At 64.6% G+C, this 17,572-nt stretch carries 20 protein-coding genes; 11 read left to right on the forward strand and 9 right to left on the reverse strand.

What is annotated here, in order from left to right; translation table 11 throughout:
* Nucleotides 1-840, forward strand: an 840-nt coding sequence (locus HDG37_RS12050) for an acyl-CoA dehydrogenase (protein ID WP_184047435.1), incomplete at its 5' end; no start/stop codon positions are given.
* A gap of 139 nt (nt 841-979) precedes the next feature.
* Here the strand turns inward: HDG37_RS12050 and HDG37_RS12055 are convergent.
* On the reverse strand, nt 980-2,266 hold the full coding sequence (locus HDG37_RS12055; protein WP_184047438.1) for a D-amino acid dehydrogenase: 1,287 nt from the start codon (nt 2,264-2,266) through the stop codon (nt 980-982).
* A gap of 179 nt (nt 2,267-2,445) precedes the next feature.
* Between HDG37_RS12055 and HDG37_RS12060 the strand changes: the two genes are divergently transcribed.
* Both HDG37_RS12060 and HDG37_RS12065 read left to right on the forward strand, forming a co-directional pair.
* Nucleotides 2,446-2,934, forward strand: coding sequence for an Lrp/AsnC ligand binding domain-containing protein (locus HDG37_RS12060; RefSeq protein WP_090801287.1), 489 nt, complete (start codon nt 2,446-2,448; stop codon nt 2,932-2,934).
* A gap of 145 nt (nt 2,935-3,079) precedes the next feature.
* Nucleotides 3,080-4,231 (forward strand): PA0069 family radical SAM protein, encoded by a 1,152-nt coding sequence (locus HDG37_RS12065; RefSeq protein WP_184047441.1) that lies wholly within the window; start codon nt 3,080-3,082, stop codon nt 4,229-4,231.
* A gap of 35 nt (nt 4,232-4,266) precedes the next feature.
* Here HDG37_RS12065 and HDG37_RS12070 read toward each other — a convergent pair whose 3' ends face one another.
* Nucleotides 4,267-4,734: an NINE protein gene (locus tag HDG37_RS12070; RefSeq protein ID WP_184047444.1), complete on the reverse strand. Its 468-nt coding sequence runs from the start codon at nt 4,732-4,734 to the stop codon at nt 4,267-4,269.
* Between the two features lie 198 nt (nt 4,735-4,932).
* A complete protein-coding gene (locus HDG37_RS12075) occupies nt 4,933-6,117 on the reverse strand; it encodes a sorbosone dehydrogenase family protein (protein WP_184047447.1) in 1,185 nt (394 codons plus the stop codon).
* Nucleotides 6,118-6,289: 172 nt separating this feature from the next.
* Between HDG37_RS12075 and rpsP the strand changes: the two genes are divergently transcribed.
* The 6 genes from rpsP (at nt 6,290) to HDG37_RS12105 (ending at nt 10,678) form a co-directional block, all read left to right on the forward strand.
* Complete coding sequence (gene rpsP, locus HDG37_RS12080) at nt 6,290-6,544, forward strand: 30S ribosomal protein S16 (protein WP_013090118.1); 255 nt, start codon at nt 6,290-6,292, stop codon at nt 6,542-6,544.
* Nucleotides 6,545-6,678: 134 nt separating this feature from the next.
* Nucleotides 6,679-7,413 carry a ribosome maturation factor RimM gene (rimM, locus tag HDG37_RS12085; RefSeq protein WP_184047450.1) on the forward strand — a complete coding sequence of 245 codons (735 nt, stop codon included), beginning with the start codon at nt 6,679-6,681 and terminating at the stop codon, nt 7,411-7,413.
* A 25-nt stretch (nt 7,414-7,438) separates the two neighbouring features.
* A complete protein-coding gene (gene trmD, locus HDG37_RS12090) occupies nt 7,439-8,206 on the forward strand; it encodes a tRNA (guanosine(37)-N1)-methyltransferase TrmD (protein WP_184047453.1) in 768 nt (255 codons plus the stop codon).
* A 149-nt stretch (nt 8,207-8,355) separates the two neighbouring features.
* Complete coding sequence (gene rplS, locus HDG37_RS12095) at nt 8,356-8,742, forward strand: 50S ribosomal protein L19 (RefSeq protein WP_013090115.1); 387 nt, start codon at nt 8,356-8,358, stop codon at nt 8,740-8,742.
* An 87-nt stretch (nt 8,743-8,829) separates the two neighbouring features.
* Nucleotides 8,830-9,588, forward strand: a complete 759-nt coding sequence (locus tag HDG37_RS12100; RefSeq protein WP_184047455.1) for a CoA pyrophosphatase — start codon at nt 8,830-8,832, stop codon at nt 9,586-9,588.
* Between the two features lie 151 nt (nt 9,589-9,739).
* Entirely contained in the window at nt 9,740-10,678 is a 939-nt protein-coding gene (locus HDG37_RS12105) for a CobD/CbiB family protein (protein ID WP_184047458.1), read from the forward strand.
* Nucleotides 10,679-10,751: 73 nt separating this feature from the next.
* On the opposite strand, the gene HDG37_RS12110 is transcribed toward HDG37_RS12105, so the two are convergent.
* Genes HDG37_RS12110 through HDG37_RS12120 form a run of 3 tightly spaced genes read right to left on the reverse strand, consistent with a single transcriptional unit; the run spans nt 10,752 to nt 13,328 of the window.
* Complete coding sequence (locus tag HDG37_RS12110) at nt 10,752-11,072, reverse strand: DUF2007 domain-containing protein (RefSeq protein ID WP_184047461.1); 321 nt, start codon at nt 11,070-11,072, stop codon at nt 10,752-10,754.
* A 1-nt stretch (nt 11,073) separates the two neighbouring features.
* Nucleotides 11,074-12,072 (reverse strand): ribosome small subunit-dependent GTPase A, encoded by a 999-nt coding sequence (gene rsgA / locus HDG37_RS12115; protein ID WP_184047464.1) that lies wholly within the window; start codon nt 12,070-12,072, stop codon nt 11,074-11,076.
* Nucleotides 12,069-13,328 carry a M48 family metallopeptidase gene (locus tag HDG37_RS12120; RefSeq protein ID WP_184047467.1) on the reverse strand — a complete coding sequence of 420 codons (1,260 nt, stop codon included), beginning with the start codon at nt 13,326-13,328 and terminating at the stop codon, nt 12,069-12,071. The genes rsgA and HDG37_RS12120 overlap by 4 nt, the downstream gene beginning before the upstream one ends.
* Nucleotides 13,329-13,555: 227 nt before the next feature.
* Between HDG37_RS12120 and orn the strand changes: the two genes are divergently transcribed.
* Nucleotides 13,556-14,167, forward strand: a complete 612-nt coding sequence (gene orn, locus HDG37_RS12125) for an oligoribonuclease (protein WP_184047470.1) — start codon at nt 13,556-13,558, stop codon at nt 14,165-14,167.
* A gap of 38 nt (nt 14,168-14,205) precedes the next feature.
* On the opposite strand, the gene mog is transcribed toward orn, so the two are convergent.
* Both mog and yjgA read right to left on the reverse strand, forming a co-directional pair.
* Complete coding sequence (gene mog / locus HDG37_RS12130; protein WP_184047473.1) at nt 14,206-14,847, reverse strand: molybdopterin adenylyltransferase; 642 nt, start codon at nt 14,845-14,847, stop codon at nt 14,206-14,208.
* Nucleotides 14,828-15,445 carry a ribosome biogenesis factor YjgA gene (gene yjgA / locus HDG37_RS12135; protein ID WP_184047476.1) on the reverse strand — a complete coding sequence of 206 codons (618 nt, stop codon included), beginning with the start codon at nt 15,443-15,445 and terminating at the stop codon, nt 14,828-14,830. Before yjgA ends, mog begins: the two co-directional genes overlap by 20 nt.
* 150 nt (nt 15,446-15,595) lie before the next feature.
* Here yjgA and pmbA point away from each other — a divergent pair, with 150 nt between their 5' ends.
* Entirely contained in the window at nt 15,596-16,966 is a 1,371-nt protein-coding gene (gene pmbA, locus HDG37_RS12140; RefSeq protein WP_184047479.1) for a metalloprotease PmbA, read from the forward strand.
* A gap of 97 nt (nt 16,967-17,063) precedes the next feature.
* On the opposite strand, the gene HDG37_RS12145 is transcribed toward pmbA, so the two are convergent.
* Complete coding sequence (locus HDG37_RS12145; protein WP_184048116.1) at nt 17,064-17,564, reverse strand: dihydrofolate reductase; 501 nt, start codon at nt 17,562-17,564, stop codon at nt 17,064-17,066.
* Nucleotides 17,565-17,572: the final 8 nt, after the last annotated feature.

Genomic DNA, 17,572 nt, shown 5'->3' on the forward strand with positions numbered 1-17,572 from the left:
TATGCGAAAGAGCGCGTGCAGAGCCGTCCCGTGGACGGCTCCGCGAAGCAGTCGGTCGCGATCATCCAGCACCCGGACGTGCGCCGCATGCTGTCAACGATGCGCAGCCTCACCGAGGCGTCGCGCGCGCTCGCCTACGTCGCGGCCTCGCACTGCGATATCGCGCATCGTCATCCGGACGATGCGACGCGCGCGAAGCATCAGGCGATCTACGAATATCTCGTGCCGATCGTGAAGGGCTGGAGCACTGAGCTGTCGATCGACGTGACGAGCCTCGGCGTGCAGGTGCATGGCGGCATGGGCTTCATCGAGGAAACCGGCGCTGCCCAGTACTACCGCGACGCGCGCATTCTACCGATTTACGAAGGCACGACCGCGATCCAGGCCAACGACCTGATCGGTCGCAAGACGCTGCGCGACGGCGGCAAGGTCGCGAAGGAACTGCTCGCTGGCGTCGCCGAAACGGTTGAAGCGCTTGGCGCGCAGCAGGGCGCGGCGTTCGCATCGATGCGCACGCAGCTCGCGCAGGGCCAACGCGCGCTTGGCGCGGTCGTCGATTTCGTCGTCGCCAATGCGAAGGGCGATCCGAATGCGGTGTTCGCGGGCAGCGTGCCCTATCTGAAGCTCGCGGGCATCGTGCTGGGCGGCTGGCAGATGGCGCGTGCGCAGCTTGCCGCGGCGACGAAGCGCGACGAGGACCCAGCGTTTCATGACGCGAAGATCGCGACCGCGCGGTTCTACGCCGAGCACGTGCTGCCGCAGGCGGCGGCGCTCGAAGTGGCGATCGTCAGCGCGAAGGGGGGCGAGGGCGTGCTGGCTTTGTCGGAAGACCAGTTCTGAGCATGCCTCGATGCCGGCCGCGATCGCGGCAGCACATTGAAATGCAAACGGCGCCCCGCGAGGCGCCGTTTGTTTGTACGGCTGCAGTTTGTTTCGGCCTGCGCCGCGGCCCGGGCCGCGTCAGCGCACGCACTCAAACTCACGCATACGCCGGCCGATGCTCGCCCGCGGTCTCGCCGAGATAGCGATGCACCGACAGATCGTCCGCGCGAATCGCGGGCTGCTTGCCCGACATCAAGTCGGCGAGCAGTTGGCCCGAGCCGCACGACATCGTCCAGCCAAGCGTGCCGTGGCCGGTGTTCAGGAACAGGTTCGGCACCGGCGTGCGGCCGACGATCGGCGTGCCGTCCGGCGTCATCGGCCGCAGACCGCTCCAGAACGTCGCCTTCGACGTGTCGCCGCCGCCCGGGAACAGGTCATTCACAGAAAGCTCGAGCGTCTCGCGGCGCGCCTGGCGCAGCGATTTGTCGAAGCCAACGATCTCGGCCATCCCGCCGACGCGAATCCGGTCATCGAAGCGCGTGATCGCGATCTTGTAGGTCTCATCGAGCACGGTCGACACCGGCGCGGCAGCCGCGTCGACGATCGGCGCGGTGATCGAATAGCCCTTCAGCGGATAGACCGGAATCTTCACAATGCCATCGAGGAAGCGCGTCGAATACGAGCCGAGCGCGACCACGAACGAATCCGCGCGTACGAACTCGCCGCCGCACTGCACGCCGGCGATGCGGCCGCCCGCCATCGCGAGCGCGTCGATCGACGTGTTGTAGCGGAACTCGACGCCCAGTTCCTCGGCGAGCGCCGCGAGGCGCGTCGTGAACATCTGGCAGTCGCCGGTTTCGTCGCCGGGCAGGCGCAGGCCGCCGGTGAGCTTGTGCGACACCGCGGCGAGGGCTGGTTCGGCCTTGGCGAGTTCGTCGGCCGTCAGCAGTTCGTATGGCACGTTGGCTTCCTGCAGCACGGCGATGTCTTTCGCGGCGCCGTCGAATTGCTGTTGCGTGCGAAATACCTGCAGCGTGCCGCCGGTGCGGCCTTCGTACTCGATGCCGGTGTCGGCGCGCAACGCCTGCAGGCCGTCGCGGCTGTATTCGGCCAGCCGCACCATACGGCCCTTGTTCACCGCATAGCGCGGCGCCGTGCAGTTCTGCAGCATCTGCCACATCCATTGCAGTTGGAACGCGGTGCCGTCGACGCGAATCGCTAGCGGCGCGTGCTTCTGGAACATCCACTTGACGGCCTTCAGCGGCACGCCCGGGGCGGCCCACGGCGAAGCGTAGCCCGGCGAGATCTGGCCCGCGTTGGCGAAACTGGTTTCGAGCGCCGGGCCGGCCTCGCGATCGATAACGGTCACTTCGTGACCGGCGCGCGCGAGGTAATACGCACTCGTCACGCCGACGACGCCACTGCCCAAAACGACGACTCGCATAGCTGCTCCAGATATCCAAAAATTGAGTGAGGGCAAGGCGCTCGTCGGAGCTTCGATCTGATTCGATTCGGCGAGCTGCAATGTGAGGTGAAATGCCGTTTGCCCAGTGTTAACCGCTATACTATTAACAGTGAGACAGGTTTTGTTATTGTATTTTCATCATTTTTAGAAAAAACACCATGCGTACCCAGCGCCAGCCCGTGCGGGCTCTCGACAAGCTCGATCACAAGATCCTGCGGCTCCTGCAGCAGGACGGCCGGATGGCGATGAAGGACCTGGCGGAGCAGGTCGGTCTGTCGGTGACGCCGTGCATCGAGCGCGTCAAGCGGATGGAGCGCGACGGCGTGATCACCGGCTACTACGCCCGCGTGAACCCGGCCGAGCTGGGCGCGGCGCTGCTCGTGTTCGTCGAGATCACGCTCGATCACAAGAGTGGCAACATGTTCGATCTGTTCCGGCGCGAGGTGCAGAAGATCCCCGAGGTGCTCGAGTGCCACCTCGTGTCGGGCGATTTCGACTATCTGATCAAGGCGCGCATCGGCGAAATGGCCGATTACCGCAAGTTGCTCGGCGATATCCTGCTGCAGCTGCCGGGCGCGGTGCAGTCGAAGAGCTATGTGGTGATGGAGGAAATCAAGGAGACGCTGACGATCGCGGTGGGCGAGTAGGTGCCGGTTCACTGACGGGGTGGGACGCGCATCAAGCGACCAACGAAGTGCTCGACAAACGGCGTAAACACTGTATATTTATACAGGTGTTTTGCGCCGCTTTCCTTTGGCGCTTCCTGTTTGCGTTTGTTTTGTGTGGCCCGCCGTGGATGACCCCGACACCCCTGACATTCCCGAATTTCCGATCGCGCCGCCGGCGCCTCGCAAGGGGCGCGGCGCGGTCACGAACCTGCAAGGCCGCTACGAAGTCGACCAGCGCGAAGCCGTCCACGACGGCTGGCAGACGGCCGACGAAGACGGGGAGCCGAAGGTCCTGCGCACGCAGGTGTTCGAGGAGCGCGCAAAAACCATCCTCACACGCAATGCGTCGCCGGACATTCCGTTCAATGTGTCGCTGAATCCTTACCGGGGCTGCGAACACGGCTGCATCTATTGCTTCGCGCGGCCCACGCACAGCTACCTGGGCTTGTCGCCCGGGCTCGATTTCGAAAGCCGCATCTACGCGAAGATCAACGCGCCCGAACTGCTCGAGCGGGAACTGTCGAAGAAATCCTATGTACCCGAGCCGATCGCGCTCGGCGTCGCCACCGATGCATGGCAGCCGGCCGAACGTGACTTGCGTCTCACGCGTCGTGTGATCGAGGTGCTCAGCGAGCGCAACCACCCGTTCGCGGCGATCACCAAATCATCGCTGATCGAGCGCGAAATCGACCTGCTTGCGCCGATGGCCGGGCGCGGACAATTCATGGCGGCGATCACCATCACCACGCTGGACGCCGACATCGCGCGCACGCTCGAACCGCGCGCGGCCACGCCGTCGCGTCGGCTGCGCACGATCCGTACGCTCAGCGAGGCGGGCATTCCGGTCGGCGTCAGCATCGCGCCGGTGATCCCGTTCGTCACCGAACCGGATCTGGAGCGCGTGCTCGAAGCATGCGCCGAAGCGGGCGCCAGCAATGCGAGCTATATCGTGCTGCGGCTGCCGTGGGAGGTCGCGCCGCTGTTCAAGGATTGGCTGGGCGCACATTTCCCGGATCGGGCCGAGCGCGTGATGAGCCGTGTGCGCGACATGCGAGGCGGCAAGGATTACGATTCGTCGTTCTCGACCCGCATGAAGGGAGAGGGCTTATGGGCGGATCTGCTCAGGCAGCGCTTTCACAAGGCCGTGCGCCGGTTAGGGTTGAACGGGCGCGACCGCGGCATTCTCGACATGTCGCATTTCCGCCGGATCGAGCCGCCGCGCGCCGAGCAGGTGAGCGCACCGGCGCGCGACAATCCGCAACTGAGGCTTTTCTAGCGCGCGGGAACGTCTGCGGTCCCGCCACGGGGGCACTACTGCGAAATCGCTTTGGCCGCTTCGACCTGACTTTCGAAGTAGGTCTGGAAACCGAGCGCGAGACCGGTCATCAGCAGAAACGCACCGATCAGCAGCGAAAAGATCACGACGAAAATGACCGTCCAGCCGGAGCGGCTTTTGCGTTGCGTGTGGGTGTTGAATTGCGCATCCCATTTCTGATCAGGACGCAGCCCGTAGACGAGCGCCGCCAGAAACGCGGCAAACAGCGAAACCGCGCCGATCGGCGCGAGCACCCAGCCCAGGATCGACGCGCGCTCGGTCGCGACCAGCAGCATCACGCCGGGAATGCCGATCAGCGTGCCGAGTAGATGCGCCCAGCCGTAGATGTCTCGGGTGCCATACAGATAGAAGCGGTGGGCGCCGAGGCTGCCGAACAGGAACGCCAACGCGGCGGTGAGCGTCTTGGATCTGAAGCGCGGGGAAGTCGAGGCAGCGGTGGGCATGAACGCGTGGGCAGAGTGACGGGCGGTCGAAAGGAGCGGCGCGCCGCGGGGGCGCGGACCGACGCGCATTCTACGCCTGCGGCGCGCGGGTGGTCACGTGGAGGACGATCGCCCAGGCTGAAAGCGGGGTGGCGAGATGCGCCGGACCTGGCTCAAGGTGAGTGCAGCCGTTCAGCCGGGCATGCGTGCATCCGCGCGTTACGGCGCTGAATACGTGATGCGATAGATTGCGCCGGCGGTATCGTCGCTGATCAGTAGCGAACCGTCTGGCAGCGGCAACACGTCGGCGGGGCGGCCCCAGACCGATTCGCCGGGTTGCAGCCAGCCTTCGGCAAAGACCTGCTGGCGTGCGTGGCTGCCGTCAGGGTCGGTGATCACGCGCACGACACGGTAGCCGACCTTCTTGCTGCGGTTCCACGAGCCGTGCTCGGCGATGAAGATATTGTTGCGGTAGTCGGCTGGAAACATCGGGCCGTCGTAGAAGCGCATGCCAAGCGCCGCCACGTGCGCGCCAAGCTTGACCACTGGCGGCGTGAATTCGCTGCACGGATGATCCTTGCCGTACTCGGGGTCGGGCGTGTCGCCGCCGTGACAGTACGGAAAGCCGAAGTTCATGCCGACTAGCGGCGCGCGGTTGAGCTTGTCGCTCGGAATATCGTCGCCGAGCAGGTCGCGACCGTTGTCGGTGAACCACAGTTCGTGGGTGACCGGATGCCACGCGAAGCCGACCGAATTGCGGATGCCGCGCGCGACGACCTCGTAGTGGCTGCCGTCCGGGTTCATGCGGCCAATCATCGCAAAGCGGTCCGGATCTCTCTGGCAAATGTTGCACGGCGCGCCTTGCGGCACGTACAGCTTGCCATCCGGGCCGAACGCAATGAATTTCCAGCCGTGATGCGTGTCCGTCGGCAGCTTGTCGGTGACAACGACCGGTTTCGGCGGATCGTTCAGGTGCGAGTCGATCGCATCGAAGCGCACGATTTTCGACACGGCCGACACATACAGAGCGCCGTCGCGCCACGCGACGCCGGCGGGCATCTGCAGCCCGGAGGCGATCACGTGGTGACCCGTCACGCGGCCGTTCCGCAGCTCGAGCGCATACACATGGCCATCGTCGCTGCCCACGTAGAGAATGCCCTTGGGCGACAACGTCATCGCGCGCGCGCTCGGCACCTCGTCCGACAACACTTCGATGTGAAAGCCCGGCGGCAGCTTGATTTTCTCGATGGGCAGCGCGGCGATTGCCGTCAACGCCTGCGCGGCGATAACCGCGGCCGCTACCGCACGTAGAATCCGGCTGCACGAGGTGCGCGAAAGTCCAGCAAAGCGTACGAAAATGGCACGAAAGGCGAACGGAAACGGGAGTTTCGGCTGGCGTTGCACAGGCGCTCCTTCAGGTAATTCGGGCGTTTGAGCGGGTTCTCGCACCACTTGTAAGAAGGTGGGGGCAGCCCGGTTCCGCAGTTTATCCCGGTAAGTGTTTGTTATGGCGTCGGTTTCCCGCTATAATCGCGTGTTTCAGTCGTTCCGAACCCCGGTTTTCAAGGATTCTAGTATGGTCATCATCCGCTTGGCTCGTGGCGGCTCCAAGAAGCGCCCGTTCTACAACATCGTCGCCACCGACTCGCGCAGCCGTCGTGACGGCCGCTTCATCGAGCGCGTCGGTTTCTACAACCCGGTCGCTACGAAGGGCGAGTCCCTGCGTATCGCTCAGGATCGCCTGACGTACTGGCAAGGTGTTGGCGCGCAACTGTCGCCGACCGTCGAACGTCTCGTGAAGGAAGCGCAAAAGGCGCAGCCGGCTGCTTGATATGGCGGCCCGCAGGCGTATCGTCGTCGGTTCGGCCGGCGGCCCGCGCAACTCGCGTGAGCAGTCCGATGCGCAATTTGTTTTACTGAAGCAGACGCCAAAGCAGGCTGCGAAGTTGTTGTCGAGGTTATTCGATGTCTGAGCGTGATTCCGGCAGTTCTGGTAGCGTCAAGGCAGCTTCGCGCGCAAAGGCGTCTGGTCAGGCGTCGTTCGGTGCATTCGTCCGCAAGCCGGTCGAACGAACCGACGGCAAGGCGAAAGAGGCGCAAGCCAATGCCGCGAACGCCGATTTCGAAGCTGCAGAAATGCGCATCGAAACGGCGGCAAGCTGGCCGGCCGATGCGGTCGAAGTCGGCGCAATCGTCGACGCCTATGGTCTCAAAGGCTGGGTCAAGGTAGCCGCGCATGCGGACGCCGGGCAAGGCGGCGACGTCTTGCTGAGCGCGAAGCGCTGGTGGCTGCTGAAAGGCCAGGAGCGCAAATCGGCGCCGTCCTTGCAGGCCAAAACACATAGCGACAGCGTGGTCGCCCGTCTGGGTGGCGTCGCTGACCGCGATACGGCGTTGGCTTTGCGCGGCTCTCGCGTATACATCGGCCGTAGCGAATTTCCGGCGCTCGAAGCCGACGAATTCTACTGGGTCGATCTGATCGGCCTGGACGTGGTGAATCTCGCCGGGCTCAACCTCGGCAAAGTCGCCAGCATGATCGACAACGGCGCGCAGTCGGTGCTGCGCATCGAATATCCGGCTACCGACAAAAACGGCAAGCCGGTCGCAGGCGAGCGTTTGATCCCGTTCGTCGGCGTCTTTGTCAAAACGGTGGACCAGGCGGCAAAGCATATCGTCGTCGACTGGGAAGCTGACTATTGAAATCTATCGTTGAGCGGGGAGAGCGATGCAGTTCGATGTCGTGACGCTCTTTCCAGAAATGTTCCGCGCGCTGACTGACTGGGGTATCACCAGCCGGGCCGCGAAGCAGCAGCGCTATGGGTTGCGTACGTGGAATCCGCGCGATTTCACGACCGACAACTACCGCACGATCGACGATCGCCCATACGGCGGCGGCCCCGGCATGGTTATGCTGGCCCGGCCGCTCGAAGACGCGATCAGTGCCGCGAAAGCGGCGCAAGCGGAGCAGGGCATCGGCGCGGCGCGCGTCGTGATGATGTCGCCGCAAGGCGCCACACTGAATCACGAGCGCGTGATGAAGTTCGCGGCCGAACCCGGTCTGATCCTGTTGTGCGGGCGCTACGAAGCGATCGACCAGCGTCTGCTGGACCGTGTAGTCGACGAAGAAGTAAGCCTTGGCGACTTCGTGCTGTCGGGCGGCGAGTTGCCCGCGATGGCGTTGATGGATGCGGTCGTGCGTCAGTTGCCTGGCGTGCTGAACGACTCACAGTCGGCGGTGCAGGATAGCTTCGTCGATGTGCTGCTCGATTGTCCGCACTACACGCGTCCCGAGGAATACGAGGGCGTGCGGGTGCCTGATGTGCTGCTCGGCGGCCATCATGCGGAAATCGAAGCGTGGCGGCGGCGCGAAGCATTGCGCAACACGTTGAACAAGCGGCCCGATCTGATCGTGAAGGCCAGAAAGAACAGAATGCTGAGCCGTGCCGACGAGGCGTGGCTCGCGAGTCTCGCGAAGGAAGAGCCGAAGGCCTGAGGCCCCGGTCTTTCGAGCGGACACAAGGCGGTGCCGTGCATGCGTGTGCGGTGCCAGATGTGAACCCATCCTCTATCGGGGCCGTAGCCCAACGCAGTAAGCGCGTGAGGCAGGTACGAACGTCGACAAGATGGATCTAGGAGTCAGTGATGAATCTGATTGCAAAACTCGAGCAGGAAGAAATCGCGCGCGTTCTTGGCGAAAAGACCATTCCGGATTTTGGTCCGGGCGATACGGTCATCGTCAGCGTGAACGTGGTTGAAGGCACGCGTAAGCGTGTGCAGGCTTACGAAGGCGTCGTGATCGCCAAGCGTAACCGTGGTCTGAATTCGTCGTTCATCGTCCGTAAGATTTCGTCGGGCGAAGGCGTCGAGCGTACGTTCCAGACGTATTCGCCGCTGCTGGCTAGCATCGTCGTCAAGCGTCGCGGCGATGTGCGTCGTGCGAAGCTGTACTATCTGCGCGAGCGTTCGGGCAAGTCGGCTCGAATCAAGGAAAAGCTGGTCTCGAAAGACCGCGCTGCTTCCCAAGCGTAAATGCTGTAAGAAAAAGCACCCCTCGCGGGTGCTTTTTTGTTGGCCAGGTCAAAATAGCGGCATGTCCACGCTCATCAGAGAGACCCGTTGATCCGCCCCGTCTTTGAGCCCGAAACTCTGCCTGTCATCGCGACAGGCGCCGATCTGCCACCGGTCGCGCGCGAGCGTCTGACGCCCGATGCACTGCGGGCGCGCTTTGATCGGCAGCTTGCCTGGACACCCGAGAAAATTGCCGATGCGCCGTGGCGCAATACCGACCTCGATCCGCGCGTGGCCGCGGTGCTGGTGCCGCTCGTCGTGCGCGCGCGTGGTCTTACCGTGTTGCTCACGCAGCGCGCGGACCATCTGAACGATCACGCCGGTCAGGTGAGTTTTCCCGGCGGCCGCCAGGAACCGTTCGACGCTGATGCGACCGCAACGGCTCTGCGCGAAGCGCGCGAAGAGGTGGGCCTCGACGCGTCGCGCGTCGAAGTTCTCGGCGCGTTGCCCGACTATCTCACTGGCACCGGCTTTCGCGTGTCGCCGGTCATCGCTCTTGTGCACCCGCCGTTCTCGCTGGAGATCGATACGCTCGAAGTGGCCGAGGTCTTCGAAGTGCCGCTCGCGTTCCTGATGGACCCGTCCAACCACGAAGAGCGCCTGTTCCGCTACGAGGGCGGAGAGCGCCGCTTCTTCGCGATGCCGTATCCGCGCGGCGAATTGACGGCGGCTCCGGAGGCCGCCGAGCAGCGCGGCGCGCACCACGCGCAGACGGTCACGCCAGCAGCCGTGCAAGGCGGCCATCATTTCATCTGGGGCGCGACGGCGGCGATGCTGCGTAACCTGTATCGGTTCCTCGCCGCATAAATTACGTGACTCGCATCGCCGCCTCGACGATGCACAGTTGCGCGAACGACGCACTTGTCGGCGCTTTGTCAGCATCCGCGTTCAGACTCATCCGACCCTGTGCTATCGTTATAAAACAATCGTAAAAAACTTAAAAAGCACGGCGCATCGCATGACTTTTTTCTCCGTATTGCTGGCTCTGATCATTGAACAGGTACGCGCGCTGTCGCCGAACAATCCGTTGTCCGCGCTGCTTCAATACCATGCGGAGTCGGCGGCGCACGGATTCGATGCTGGCAAGCAACGTCACGGTCTGCTCGCGTGGCTCGTCGTGGTGGTGCCCTGGACGCTCGCGGTCGCGCTCGTCTACTACGTGCTGTATCACATTCACTTCATGCTCGCGTTCCTGTGGAACGTCGTGGTGCTGTACTTCACGCTCGGCTTCCGGCAGTTCAGCCATTACTTCACCGACATCCATCTCGCGTTGAACAACGACGACGTGCCACGCGCGCGCGAAATTCTCAACGAATGGACCGGGCTCGAGACCGTCGACATGCCGGTCAGCGAGATCGTGCGTCACACGCTGATCCACGCGGTGGTCGCGTCGCATCGTCATGTGTTCGGCGTGTTCTTCTGGTTCCTGATTCCGGTCGGTCCCGCTGGCGCGGTGCTGTACCGTTGCGCGGAATATCTCGCGCGCGTATGGGCGCGGCCGGCCGACGACCGCACCGTCGCGTTTTCGAGCTTCGCGCAGCGCGCGTTCTTCGTGATCGACTGGGTGCCGGCGCGGCTGACGTCGCTGGGCTTTGCGATCGTCGGCAATTTCGAGGATGCGATTTACGCGTGGCGCAACCATGCACGGCAGTGGCCCGATACGAACGACGGCGTGTTGCTCGCCGCGGGCAGCGGGGCGCTCGGCGCGCGCTTGGCCGGGCCACTCGCGGAGCCGTCGAGCCTCGACGCGCTCGCCACCGGCGACGGCGGTCCGATGCAGGTCGGCGACGACTGCACGCCGCGCACGCTGCAATCGGCAGTGGGGCTGGTGTGGCGTGCAGTCGTACTGTGGATGATCCTGCTGTTGATGCTGACCATCGCGGTGTGGCTCGCCTGAAGCGGCCAAGGCCACGCGCGCAGCACAAGAAGAAGCCGGGCAATGCCCGGCTTCTTCAATTCCCGACTCCGCTTCACCCCTTCAACGGATCGCGCACAGTCCCGCATTGCCAGCACACGGTGAACTGCGCCTCGAGCACCTCGCCGCACTGCTGACATTGCCATGGAGGCGTGCCCGGCGCTGGTCCTCGCGAGGCCGCTTCGATCAGCCGCCGCGCGATCGCCTCATCGCGTTCATCGACGAGCCACAACTCCGGCGCGCACTGGTCGGCCGGAATCTCGCCGAGCGCACCGTTCAGATAGCGGTTGTGCAGCTCGCAAGCGATGCCCGCGGTCTCCAGCACGTTGACCCAATGCTGTCCGATGATCAGGTTCGGCGCGCGCATCAGTTTCATGTCAGCGGACAATCTGGCTCGCCTCGTGCACGAGCTGCGCATAAAGCGCATGCCGTTCGCGGCGGACACGCCCGTCGGCGACGGCTTCGAGGATCGCGCAGCCAGGCTCGTGCAAATGATGGCAGTTATAGAAACGGCAGTTTGGCAGCAGCGGCCGGAACTCGGGGAACGCGCGTTCGAGCCGGCCTTCGCTCAGGTGATGCAGGCCGAATTCCTGAAAGCCCGGCGAGTCGATCAGCGCGCCGGCCGCGCCGTTGACGCCATTCACGCCGGTCGTGCCCTCCGACCGCGGCAGCGGATAAAGACGCGTGAACGTCGTGGTATGGCGCCCGCTGTTCAGCGCGCTCGAGATCTCGCGCGTCGCGACTTCGGCATCGGGAATCAGCAGGTTCACGAGTGTCGATTTGCCCATGCCGGACTGGCCGAGCAGCAGCGTCGCGTGACCATGCAGATGTTCGGTCAGCGTGGCGCGTGCCGCCTCGGGCTGCATGCGGATCGACGCTTCGAGCACCGGATAGCCGAGCGCGCGATACGGCTCGAGCCGCTTGCGCGCGCCGTCCAGAGCATTGGTGACGTCGATCTTGTTCAGCACGATCAGCGGCTTCAATTCGTTCGCCTCGGCGGCGACGAGCGCGCGGCCGAGCAGATCCTCGCTGAAATGCGGCTCGGTGGCGAGCACGATCAGCAACTGGTCGAGGTTCGCGGCGAACAGCTTCGACTTGTACTGATCCGAGCGATACAGCAGATTGCGCCGCTCGCCGATCTCGACGATCACGCCTTGATCCGCCGAGGTCGGCTCATAGATCACGCGGTCGCCGACCGCGACCTCGCTGCGCTTGCCGCGTGGGAAACATTGCAGCAACGCGCCGCCGTCTTCGGGAGCGACCAGATAGTGGCGGCCGTGCGCGGCCACCACGAGGCCGCCCGTGCGCGCGCCGTGCATGCCGGATGCGGTGGCCGACGCGCCGCGCGCCGCCTTCTTCGGAGCGCGGCCGCTCATGCGTGCTGCAGCAGTCGGTCGATCCGCTGCGAGGCCGGCGGATGCGAATAGTAGAACGCGGTGTAGATCGGATCGGGCGTCAGCGTCGACGCGTTGTCCTCGTACAGCTTGACGAGCGCGTTGACGAGATCGTGCGCGTCGGTTTGCGTCGCCGCGAACGCGTCGGCTTCGAACTCGTGCTTGCGCGAGCTGAGACTGCCAAGCGGCGTGACGAAGAACATGAACACCGGCAGCGCGAGGAAGAACAGCACGAGCGCGAGTCCGCTATTGCCGCCGACGAGCGACGGCCGCACGCCGAGCCCTTCGTAGAACCACACGCATTGCGTCAGCCAGCCGAGCAGCGCGAGCATCGCGAGGCTGATCGCGAACGTGACCAGCATGCGCTTCATCACGTGACGACGCTTGAAGTGGCCGAGCTCGTGCGCGAGCACCGCTTCGATCTCGCGGCCCGACAGGCGCGCGAGCAGCGTGTCGAAAAACACGATGCGCTTGCTCGCGCCGAAGCCGGTGAAGTACGCGTTGCCGTGCGCCGAACGGCGGCTGCCGTCCATCACGAACAGGCCCTTCGCGGCAAAGCCGCAGCGCTTCATCAGCGCCTCGATGCGGGTCACGAGCGCGTCATCCTTCAGCGGCTCGAACTTGTTGAACAGCGGCGCGATGAAGGTCGGGAAAATCAGCAGGCCGAACATCTGGAACGCGACCCACACGACCCATGCCCACAGCCACCACAGGTTGCCCGCGCGGTTCATCAGCCACAGCACGACGAACAACAACGGCAGGCCGAACGCGATGCCGAGCAGCGCGCCCTTCAGACGGTCGAAAAAGAACAGGCTTTTGCTCATGCGATTGAAGCCGAAGCGTTGCTCGACGACGAACTGCCGGTAGTAATCGAACGGCAGGTCGATCGCGCTCGTGATCGCGATCACAGCGGCAACCAGCGCGATCTGACCGACGTAGCCGCGGCCGAGCCAGTCGGAGATCGCGAGATCGAGCATCTGCACGCCGCCGAGCAGCGTGAGCCAGATCAGCACGGCCGCGCCGACGACGATCTCGACCATCGCGAGCCGCGTGCGCTCGACCGTGTAGTCGGCCGCGCGCTGATGCGCGGTCAGCGCGATGGTGTTCGCGAACTGGCTCGGCACCTGTTCGCGATGCGCGACGACGAAGCGGATCTGCCGCGAGGCGAGCCAGAGTTTGGTGCCGACCATCGCGACGACGGCAACGACGAACAGGGCGGTGAAGTACAGGGTAGGCATCCGGGGATTCCGTGGTATCTATGCGAGAATTATATGTTTCTTCCCGCCTTGCGGCGGAGATACGGTTTAACGCGACGGTTCAATGCAAGAGCTCCGGGTAGCAGTTCAGGGCGGCGCTTTGGCGCGGCCGGCCCGGCTCGAACCGCGCGAATCGATTTCAAACGAACACATGCCGCGCCGCGCGGGTTTCCAGCGAAGCCCGCCGCGCGGCCCTCAGGGTTGCCTTCATGACTGACATCCTCGCATCCACCGAACAGCCGCCGCTCGTGCGCAGCGACATGAATCTCGTCTGGCTGGACATGGAAATGACCGGGCTCGAGCCCGACACCGACCGCATCATCGAGATCGCGGTGGTGGTGACGAATTCGACGCTCGACAGGATGGTCGAAGGTCCGGTGCTCGCGATTCATCAGAGCGATGAAACGCTCGCGAAGATGGACGAGTGGAACCAGAACACGCATGGCCGCTCGGGGCTGATCGATCGCGTGAAGGCGTCGACGGTCAGCGAGGCCGACGCGACCGCGCAGATCCGCGAGTTCCTCGGCCAGTACGTGCCGCCCGGCAAGTCGCCGATGTGCGGCAACTCGATCTGCCAGGACCGCCGCTTCATGGCGCGCTGGATGCAGGATCTGGAGAGCTTCTTCCACTACCGCAACCTCGACGTGAGTACGCTGAAGGAGCTGTGCCGGCGCTGGCAGCCGGTCATCTACAAGGGCTTCCAGAAGCGCGCGATGCACACGGCGCTGGCCGATATCCACGAGTCGATCGACGAGCTGAAGTACTACCGCGAGCATTTCCTCGTGCCGTCGGCGCCGGACGCCGCCGCGAGCGCTCAGTAAAGCGCGGGCTTGCACGGGCAGGCCCCGAACGTCGAACCTCAGCCTTGCCGCGGCGCGCGTTGCGCGCTTTTCGGCCGGAACGCCTTGACCACGTCGACGTTCGTTTCTACGTAAGGGCCGCCGATCAGGTCGATGCAGTACGGCACCGCCGCGAAAATCCCTGGCACCTTGACCATGCCGTCATCGCGCAGGCCTTCCAGCGTTTCCCTGATCGATTTCGGCTGGCCGGGCAGGTTGATGATCAGCGCGGCGTGTCGTTCGGTTTCGCGGATCACCGCGATCTGGCGCGACAGGATCGCGGTCGGCACGAAATTCAGGCTGATCTGCCGCATCTGCTCGCCGAAGCCGGGCATCTCCCTGGTCGCGACAGCGAGCGTCGCCTCGGGCGTCACGTCGCGGCGCGACGGTCCGGTGCCCCCGGTCGTCAGCACCAGATCGCAGCCCACTTCGTCGACCAGCTCGATCAGCGTCGCCGAGATGGTCGGCGCGTCGTCGGCGATCAGCCGCGTGACCACCTGCCATGGCGAGCTCAAGGCCGCGCCGAGCCACTCCTGCAGCGCCGGAATGCCCTTGTCCTCGTACACGCCCGTCGACGCGCGGTCGCTGATCGACACGAGGCCGATCACGATTTCGTCGGGGTGCTGACGTTGCTTACGTCGATCAGGCGTCGCGGTCGTCATCGTCGTCTTCCGCGGCGAGGTTGGGGTCGTGCGCGTCTTGCGCTTCGTCGTCGGTGCCGGCCGCGCTCTTGATCCACTGGAACAACTCGCGGAAGTAGCGCGGCGGCTTGCTCTGCTCCGCTTCCTTGCGCGCGTTGCGGATCAGCGTGCGGCCCTGCTGCGGGTCGGCGCTCGGGTGCTGGCGGATGAACTCGGTCAGCGCGGCGTCGTCGGCCAGCAGCTTTTCGCGGGTGCGCTCGATCCAATGGAGCTTCGCCGTCTCCGACTTGTTGATGCCCTTGTAGGTGTCGAGCGCGGTGCGCAGCGCGGCGGTTTCGGTGTCGAGCAGCGAGCGCATCACGCGGCCGACGTACTGGATCTGGCGGCGCTTGCCTTCGTGGTCGGTGATGCGGCGCGCTTCGCGCACGGCTTCGTCGAGCTTTTCGGGCATCGGCACGCGCTTGAGCGCGTCTTTCGGCAGCGCGACGAGTTCCAGGCCCAGATCCTGCAACGCCTGCATTTCGCGTTTGACCTGTGACTTGCTCGGACGATCGTAGCCGTTTTCGTCGACTTCCGTGACGACGGATTCGATCGGTTGAATGCGGGTTTTGCGTGTCATGCCGGTATTGTAACTTGCCGCGCCGGCCCGACCCGCGGCGGCGCGTACCTTGCTATGATCGCGGGATGCATTTATCCCGCACCCGCGCGCCTGCCCCGAATACGGTGTGCATACCCAGGGCCGCGCGGCCCCAACAGGACGGCAACCACAATGGCAGCAGACATGGACGTCAAGCAGCGCTTTTTTCCGCATACCCAGGATGAGCTGAAGGAAATCGCCTCGGACATCCTTCGTCACGCGAAGGCGCTCGGCGGCACCGACGCCGCGACCGAAATCTCCGAAGGCGACGGCCTGTCCGTCTCGGTACGGCGCGGCGAAGTCGAGACGATCGAGCACAACCGCGACAAGATGGTCGGCGTGACGGTGTTTATCGGCAACAAACGCGGTAACGCGAGCACCTCGGACTTCTCGCCGCAGGCATTGAAGGACACGGTCGCGGCCGCCTACAACATCGCGCGCTTCACCGCCGAAGACAATTGCGCGGGCCTCGCCGAAGCGGAGCTGCTCGAAACCGCGCCGCGCGACCTCGATCTGTACCACCCGTGGAATCTGTCCGCCGACGAAGCGGTCGAAATCGCGCGCCGCGCCGAAGACGCCGCGTTCGCGACCGATCCGCAGATCAAGAACTCGGAAGGCGCGAGCGTGTCGGCACAGCACTCGCAGTTCGTGCTGGCGACCTCGCGCGGCTTCCTCGCCGGCTATCCGTATTCGCGCCACTACGTCGCGTGCGCGCCGATCGCCGGCAGCGGCCGCAACATGCAGCGCGACGACTGGTACACGTCGACGCGCAGCGCCGACGAACTCGCCGATCCCGAAGCGGTCGGTCGTTACGCGGCGCAGCGCGCGCTCGCGCGCATCGGCGCGCGCGGCCTCGACACGCGCAAGGTGCCGGTGCTGTTCGAGGCGCCGCTCGCGGCGGGCCTGCTCGGCGCATTCGTGCAGGCGACGAGCGGCGGCGCGCTGTATCGCAAGACTTCGTTTCTGGTCGACAGCCTCGGCAAGCCGGTGTTCGCGCCGCACGTGCAGGTGGTCGAAGACCCGCACGTCGCGCGCGCGATGGGCAGCGCGCCGTTCGACGAGGAAGGCGTGCGCACGCGCCAGCGCTCGGTCGTGAAGGACGGCGTCGTCGAGGGCTACTTCCTGTCCACCTACTCGGCGCGCAAGCTCGGCATGAAGACCACCGGCAACGCGGGCGGCTCGCACAACCTGTCGCTGCTCAGTTCGAACACGCGCCCCGAGGACGACTTCGAGGCGATGCTGAAGAAGCTCGGCACGGGTCTGCTGCTGACCGAGCTGATGGGGCAGGGCGTCAATTACGTGACCGGCGACTACTCGCGCGGCGCGTCGGGTTTCTGGGTCGAGAACGGCAAGATCCAGTATCCGGTCGAGGAAATCACGGTCGCGAGCACGCTGCAGGAGATGTTCCGCCATATCGTCGCGGTCGGCGCGGATACGATCACGCGCGGCACCAAGCAGACCGGCTCGGTGCTGATCGAGCGGATGACGATCGCGGGGCAGTAAGCCGCACGGCTCGTTCCAACGCAGCCCCGCATCAAACGAAAATGCCACGCAACTGAACGTTGCGTGGCGTTTTTTATCGCTTGCGCGGCGCGCGCCGTCAGACGTCCTTGCGCTGATACGTGACGAATGCGTAATCTAAGTCGTTGGGCGCATTCGAGTGATGCGCTTCGCGCGCGATTTCTTCCCACACCTGCGGGTCGATCGCGGGGAAGGTCGCGTCGCCGTCGAAGTCGGCGGCGATTTCGGTGACGATCAGCTTGTCCGCATGGCGCAGCCCTTCGTCGTAGAGCTCTGCGCCGCCGATCAGAAACGCCTGCGGCGCCTGGTCCTGCGCGGCGAGCGCGAGCGCTTCGTCGAGATTGGTCGCGGTGTCGCAGCCCTGAAAGCGTCGCGAGGCATCGCGCGTGACGACTATGTTGCGGCGTCCCGGCAGTGGCCGGCCGATCGATTCATGCGTTTTGCGGCCCATGATGATGGGCGCGCCCATCGTCGTGCGCTTGAAGAATTTGAGGTCTTCGGGCAGTCGCCAGGGCAACTGGTTGTCGCGGCCGATCACGCCGTTGCTGGCGCGAGCGACGATCAGGGTGAGCGTCGTCATCGAATGGA

This window comes from Paraburkholderia sp. MM5384-R2 (assembly GCF_014201025.1).
GTDB lineage: Bacteria > Pseudomonadota > Gammaproteobacteria > Burkholderiales > Burkholderiaceae > Paraburkholderia > Paraburkholderia tuberum.

Excerpts from the sequence above, each read along its gene's own strand:
- pmbA (WP_184047479.1), top strand. The coding sequence starts at position 15,596 with ATGGCAGCAGACATGGACGTCAAGCAGCGCTTTTTTCCGCATACCCAG.
- HDG37_RS12055 (WP_184047438.1), bottom strand. The coding sequence starts at position 2,266 with ATGCGAGTCGTCGTTTTGGGCAGTGGCGTCGTCGGCGTGACGAGTGCG.
- rsgA (WP_184047464.1), bottom strand. The coding sequence starts at position 12,072 with ATGAGCGGCCGCGCTCCGAAGAAGGCGGCGCGCGGCGCGTCGGCCACC.
- orn (WP_184047470.1), top strand. The coding sequence starts at position 13,556 with ATGACTGACATCCTCGCATCCACCGAACAGCCGCCGCTCGTGCGCAGC.
- rimM (WP_184047450.1), top strand. The coding sequence starts at position 6,679 with ATGTCTGAGCGTGATTCCGGCAGTTCTGGTAGCGTCAAGGCAGCTTCG.
- rplS (WP_013090115.1), top strand. The coding sequence starts at position 8,356 with ATGAATCTGATTGCAAAACTCGAGCAGGAAGAAATCGCGCGCGTTCTT.
- HDG37_RS12105 (WP_184047458.1), top strand. The coding sequence starts at position 9,740 with ATGACTTTTTTCTCCGTATTGCTGGCTCTGATCATTGAACAGGTACGC.
- HDG37_RS12120 (WP_184047467.1), bottom strand. The coding sequence starts at position 13,328 with ATGCCTACCCTGTACTTCACCGCCCTGTTCGTCGTTGCCGTCGTCGCG.
- trmD (WP_184047453.1), top strand. The coding sequence starts at position 7,439 with ATGCAGTTCGATGTCGTGACGCTCTTTCCAGAAATGTTCCGCGCGCTG.
- HDG37_RS12145 (WP_184048116.1), bottom strand. The coding sequence starts at position 17,564 with ATGACGACGCTCACCCTGATCGTCGCTCGCGCCAGCAACGGCGTGATC.
- rpsP (WP_013090118.1), top strand. The coding sequence starts at position 6,290 with ATGGTCATCATCCGCTTGGCTCGTGGCGGCTCCAAGAAGCGCCCGTTC.
- yjgA (WP_184047476.1), bottom strand. The coding sequence starts at position 15,445 with ATGACACGCAAAACCCGCATTCAACCGATCGAATCCGTCGTCACGGAA.
- HDG37_RS12060 (WP_090801287.1), top strand. The coding sequence starts at position 2,446 with ATGCGTACCCAGCGCCAGCCCGTGCGGGCTCTCGACAAGCTCGATCAC.
- mog (WP_184047473.1), bottom strand. The coding sequence starts at position 14,847 with ATGACGACCGCGACGCCTGATCGACGTAAGCAACGTCAGCACCCCGAC.
- HDG37_RS12070 (WP_184047444.1), bottom strand. The coding sequence starts at position 4,734 with ATGCCCACCGCTGCCTCGACTTCCCCGCGCTTCAGATCCAAGACGCTC.
- HDG37_RS12110 (WP_184047461.1), bottom strand. The coding sequence starts at position 11,072 with ATGAAACTGATGCGCGCGCCGAACCTGATCATCGGACAGCATTGGGTC.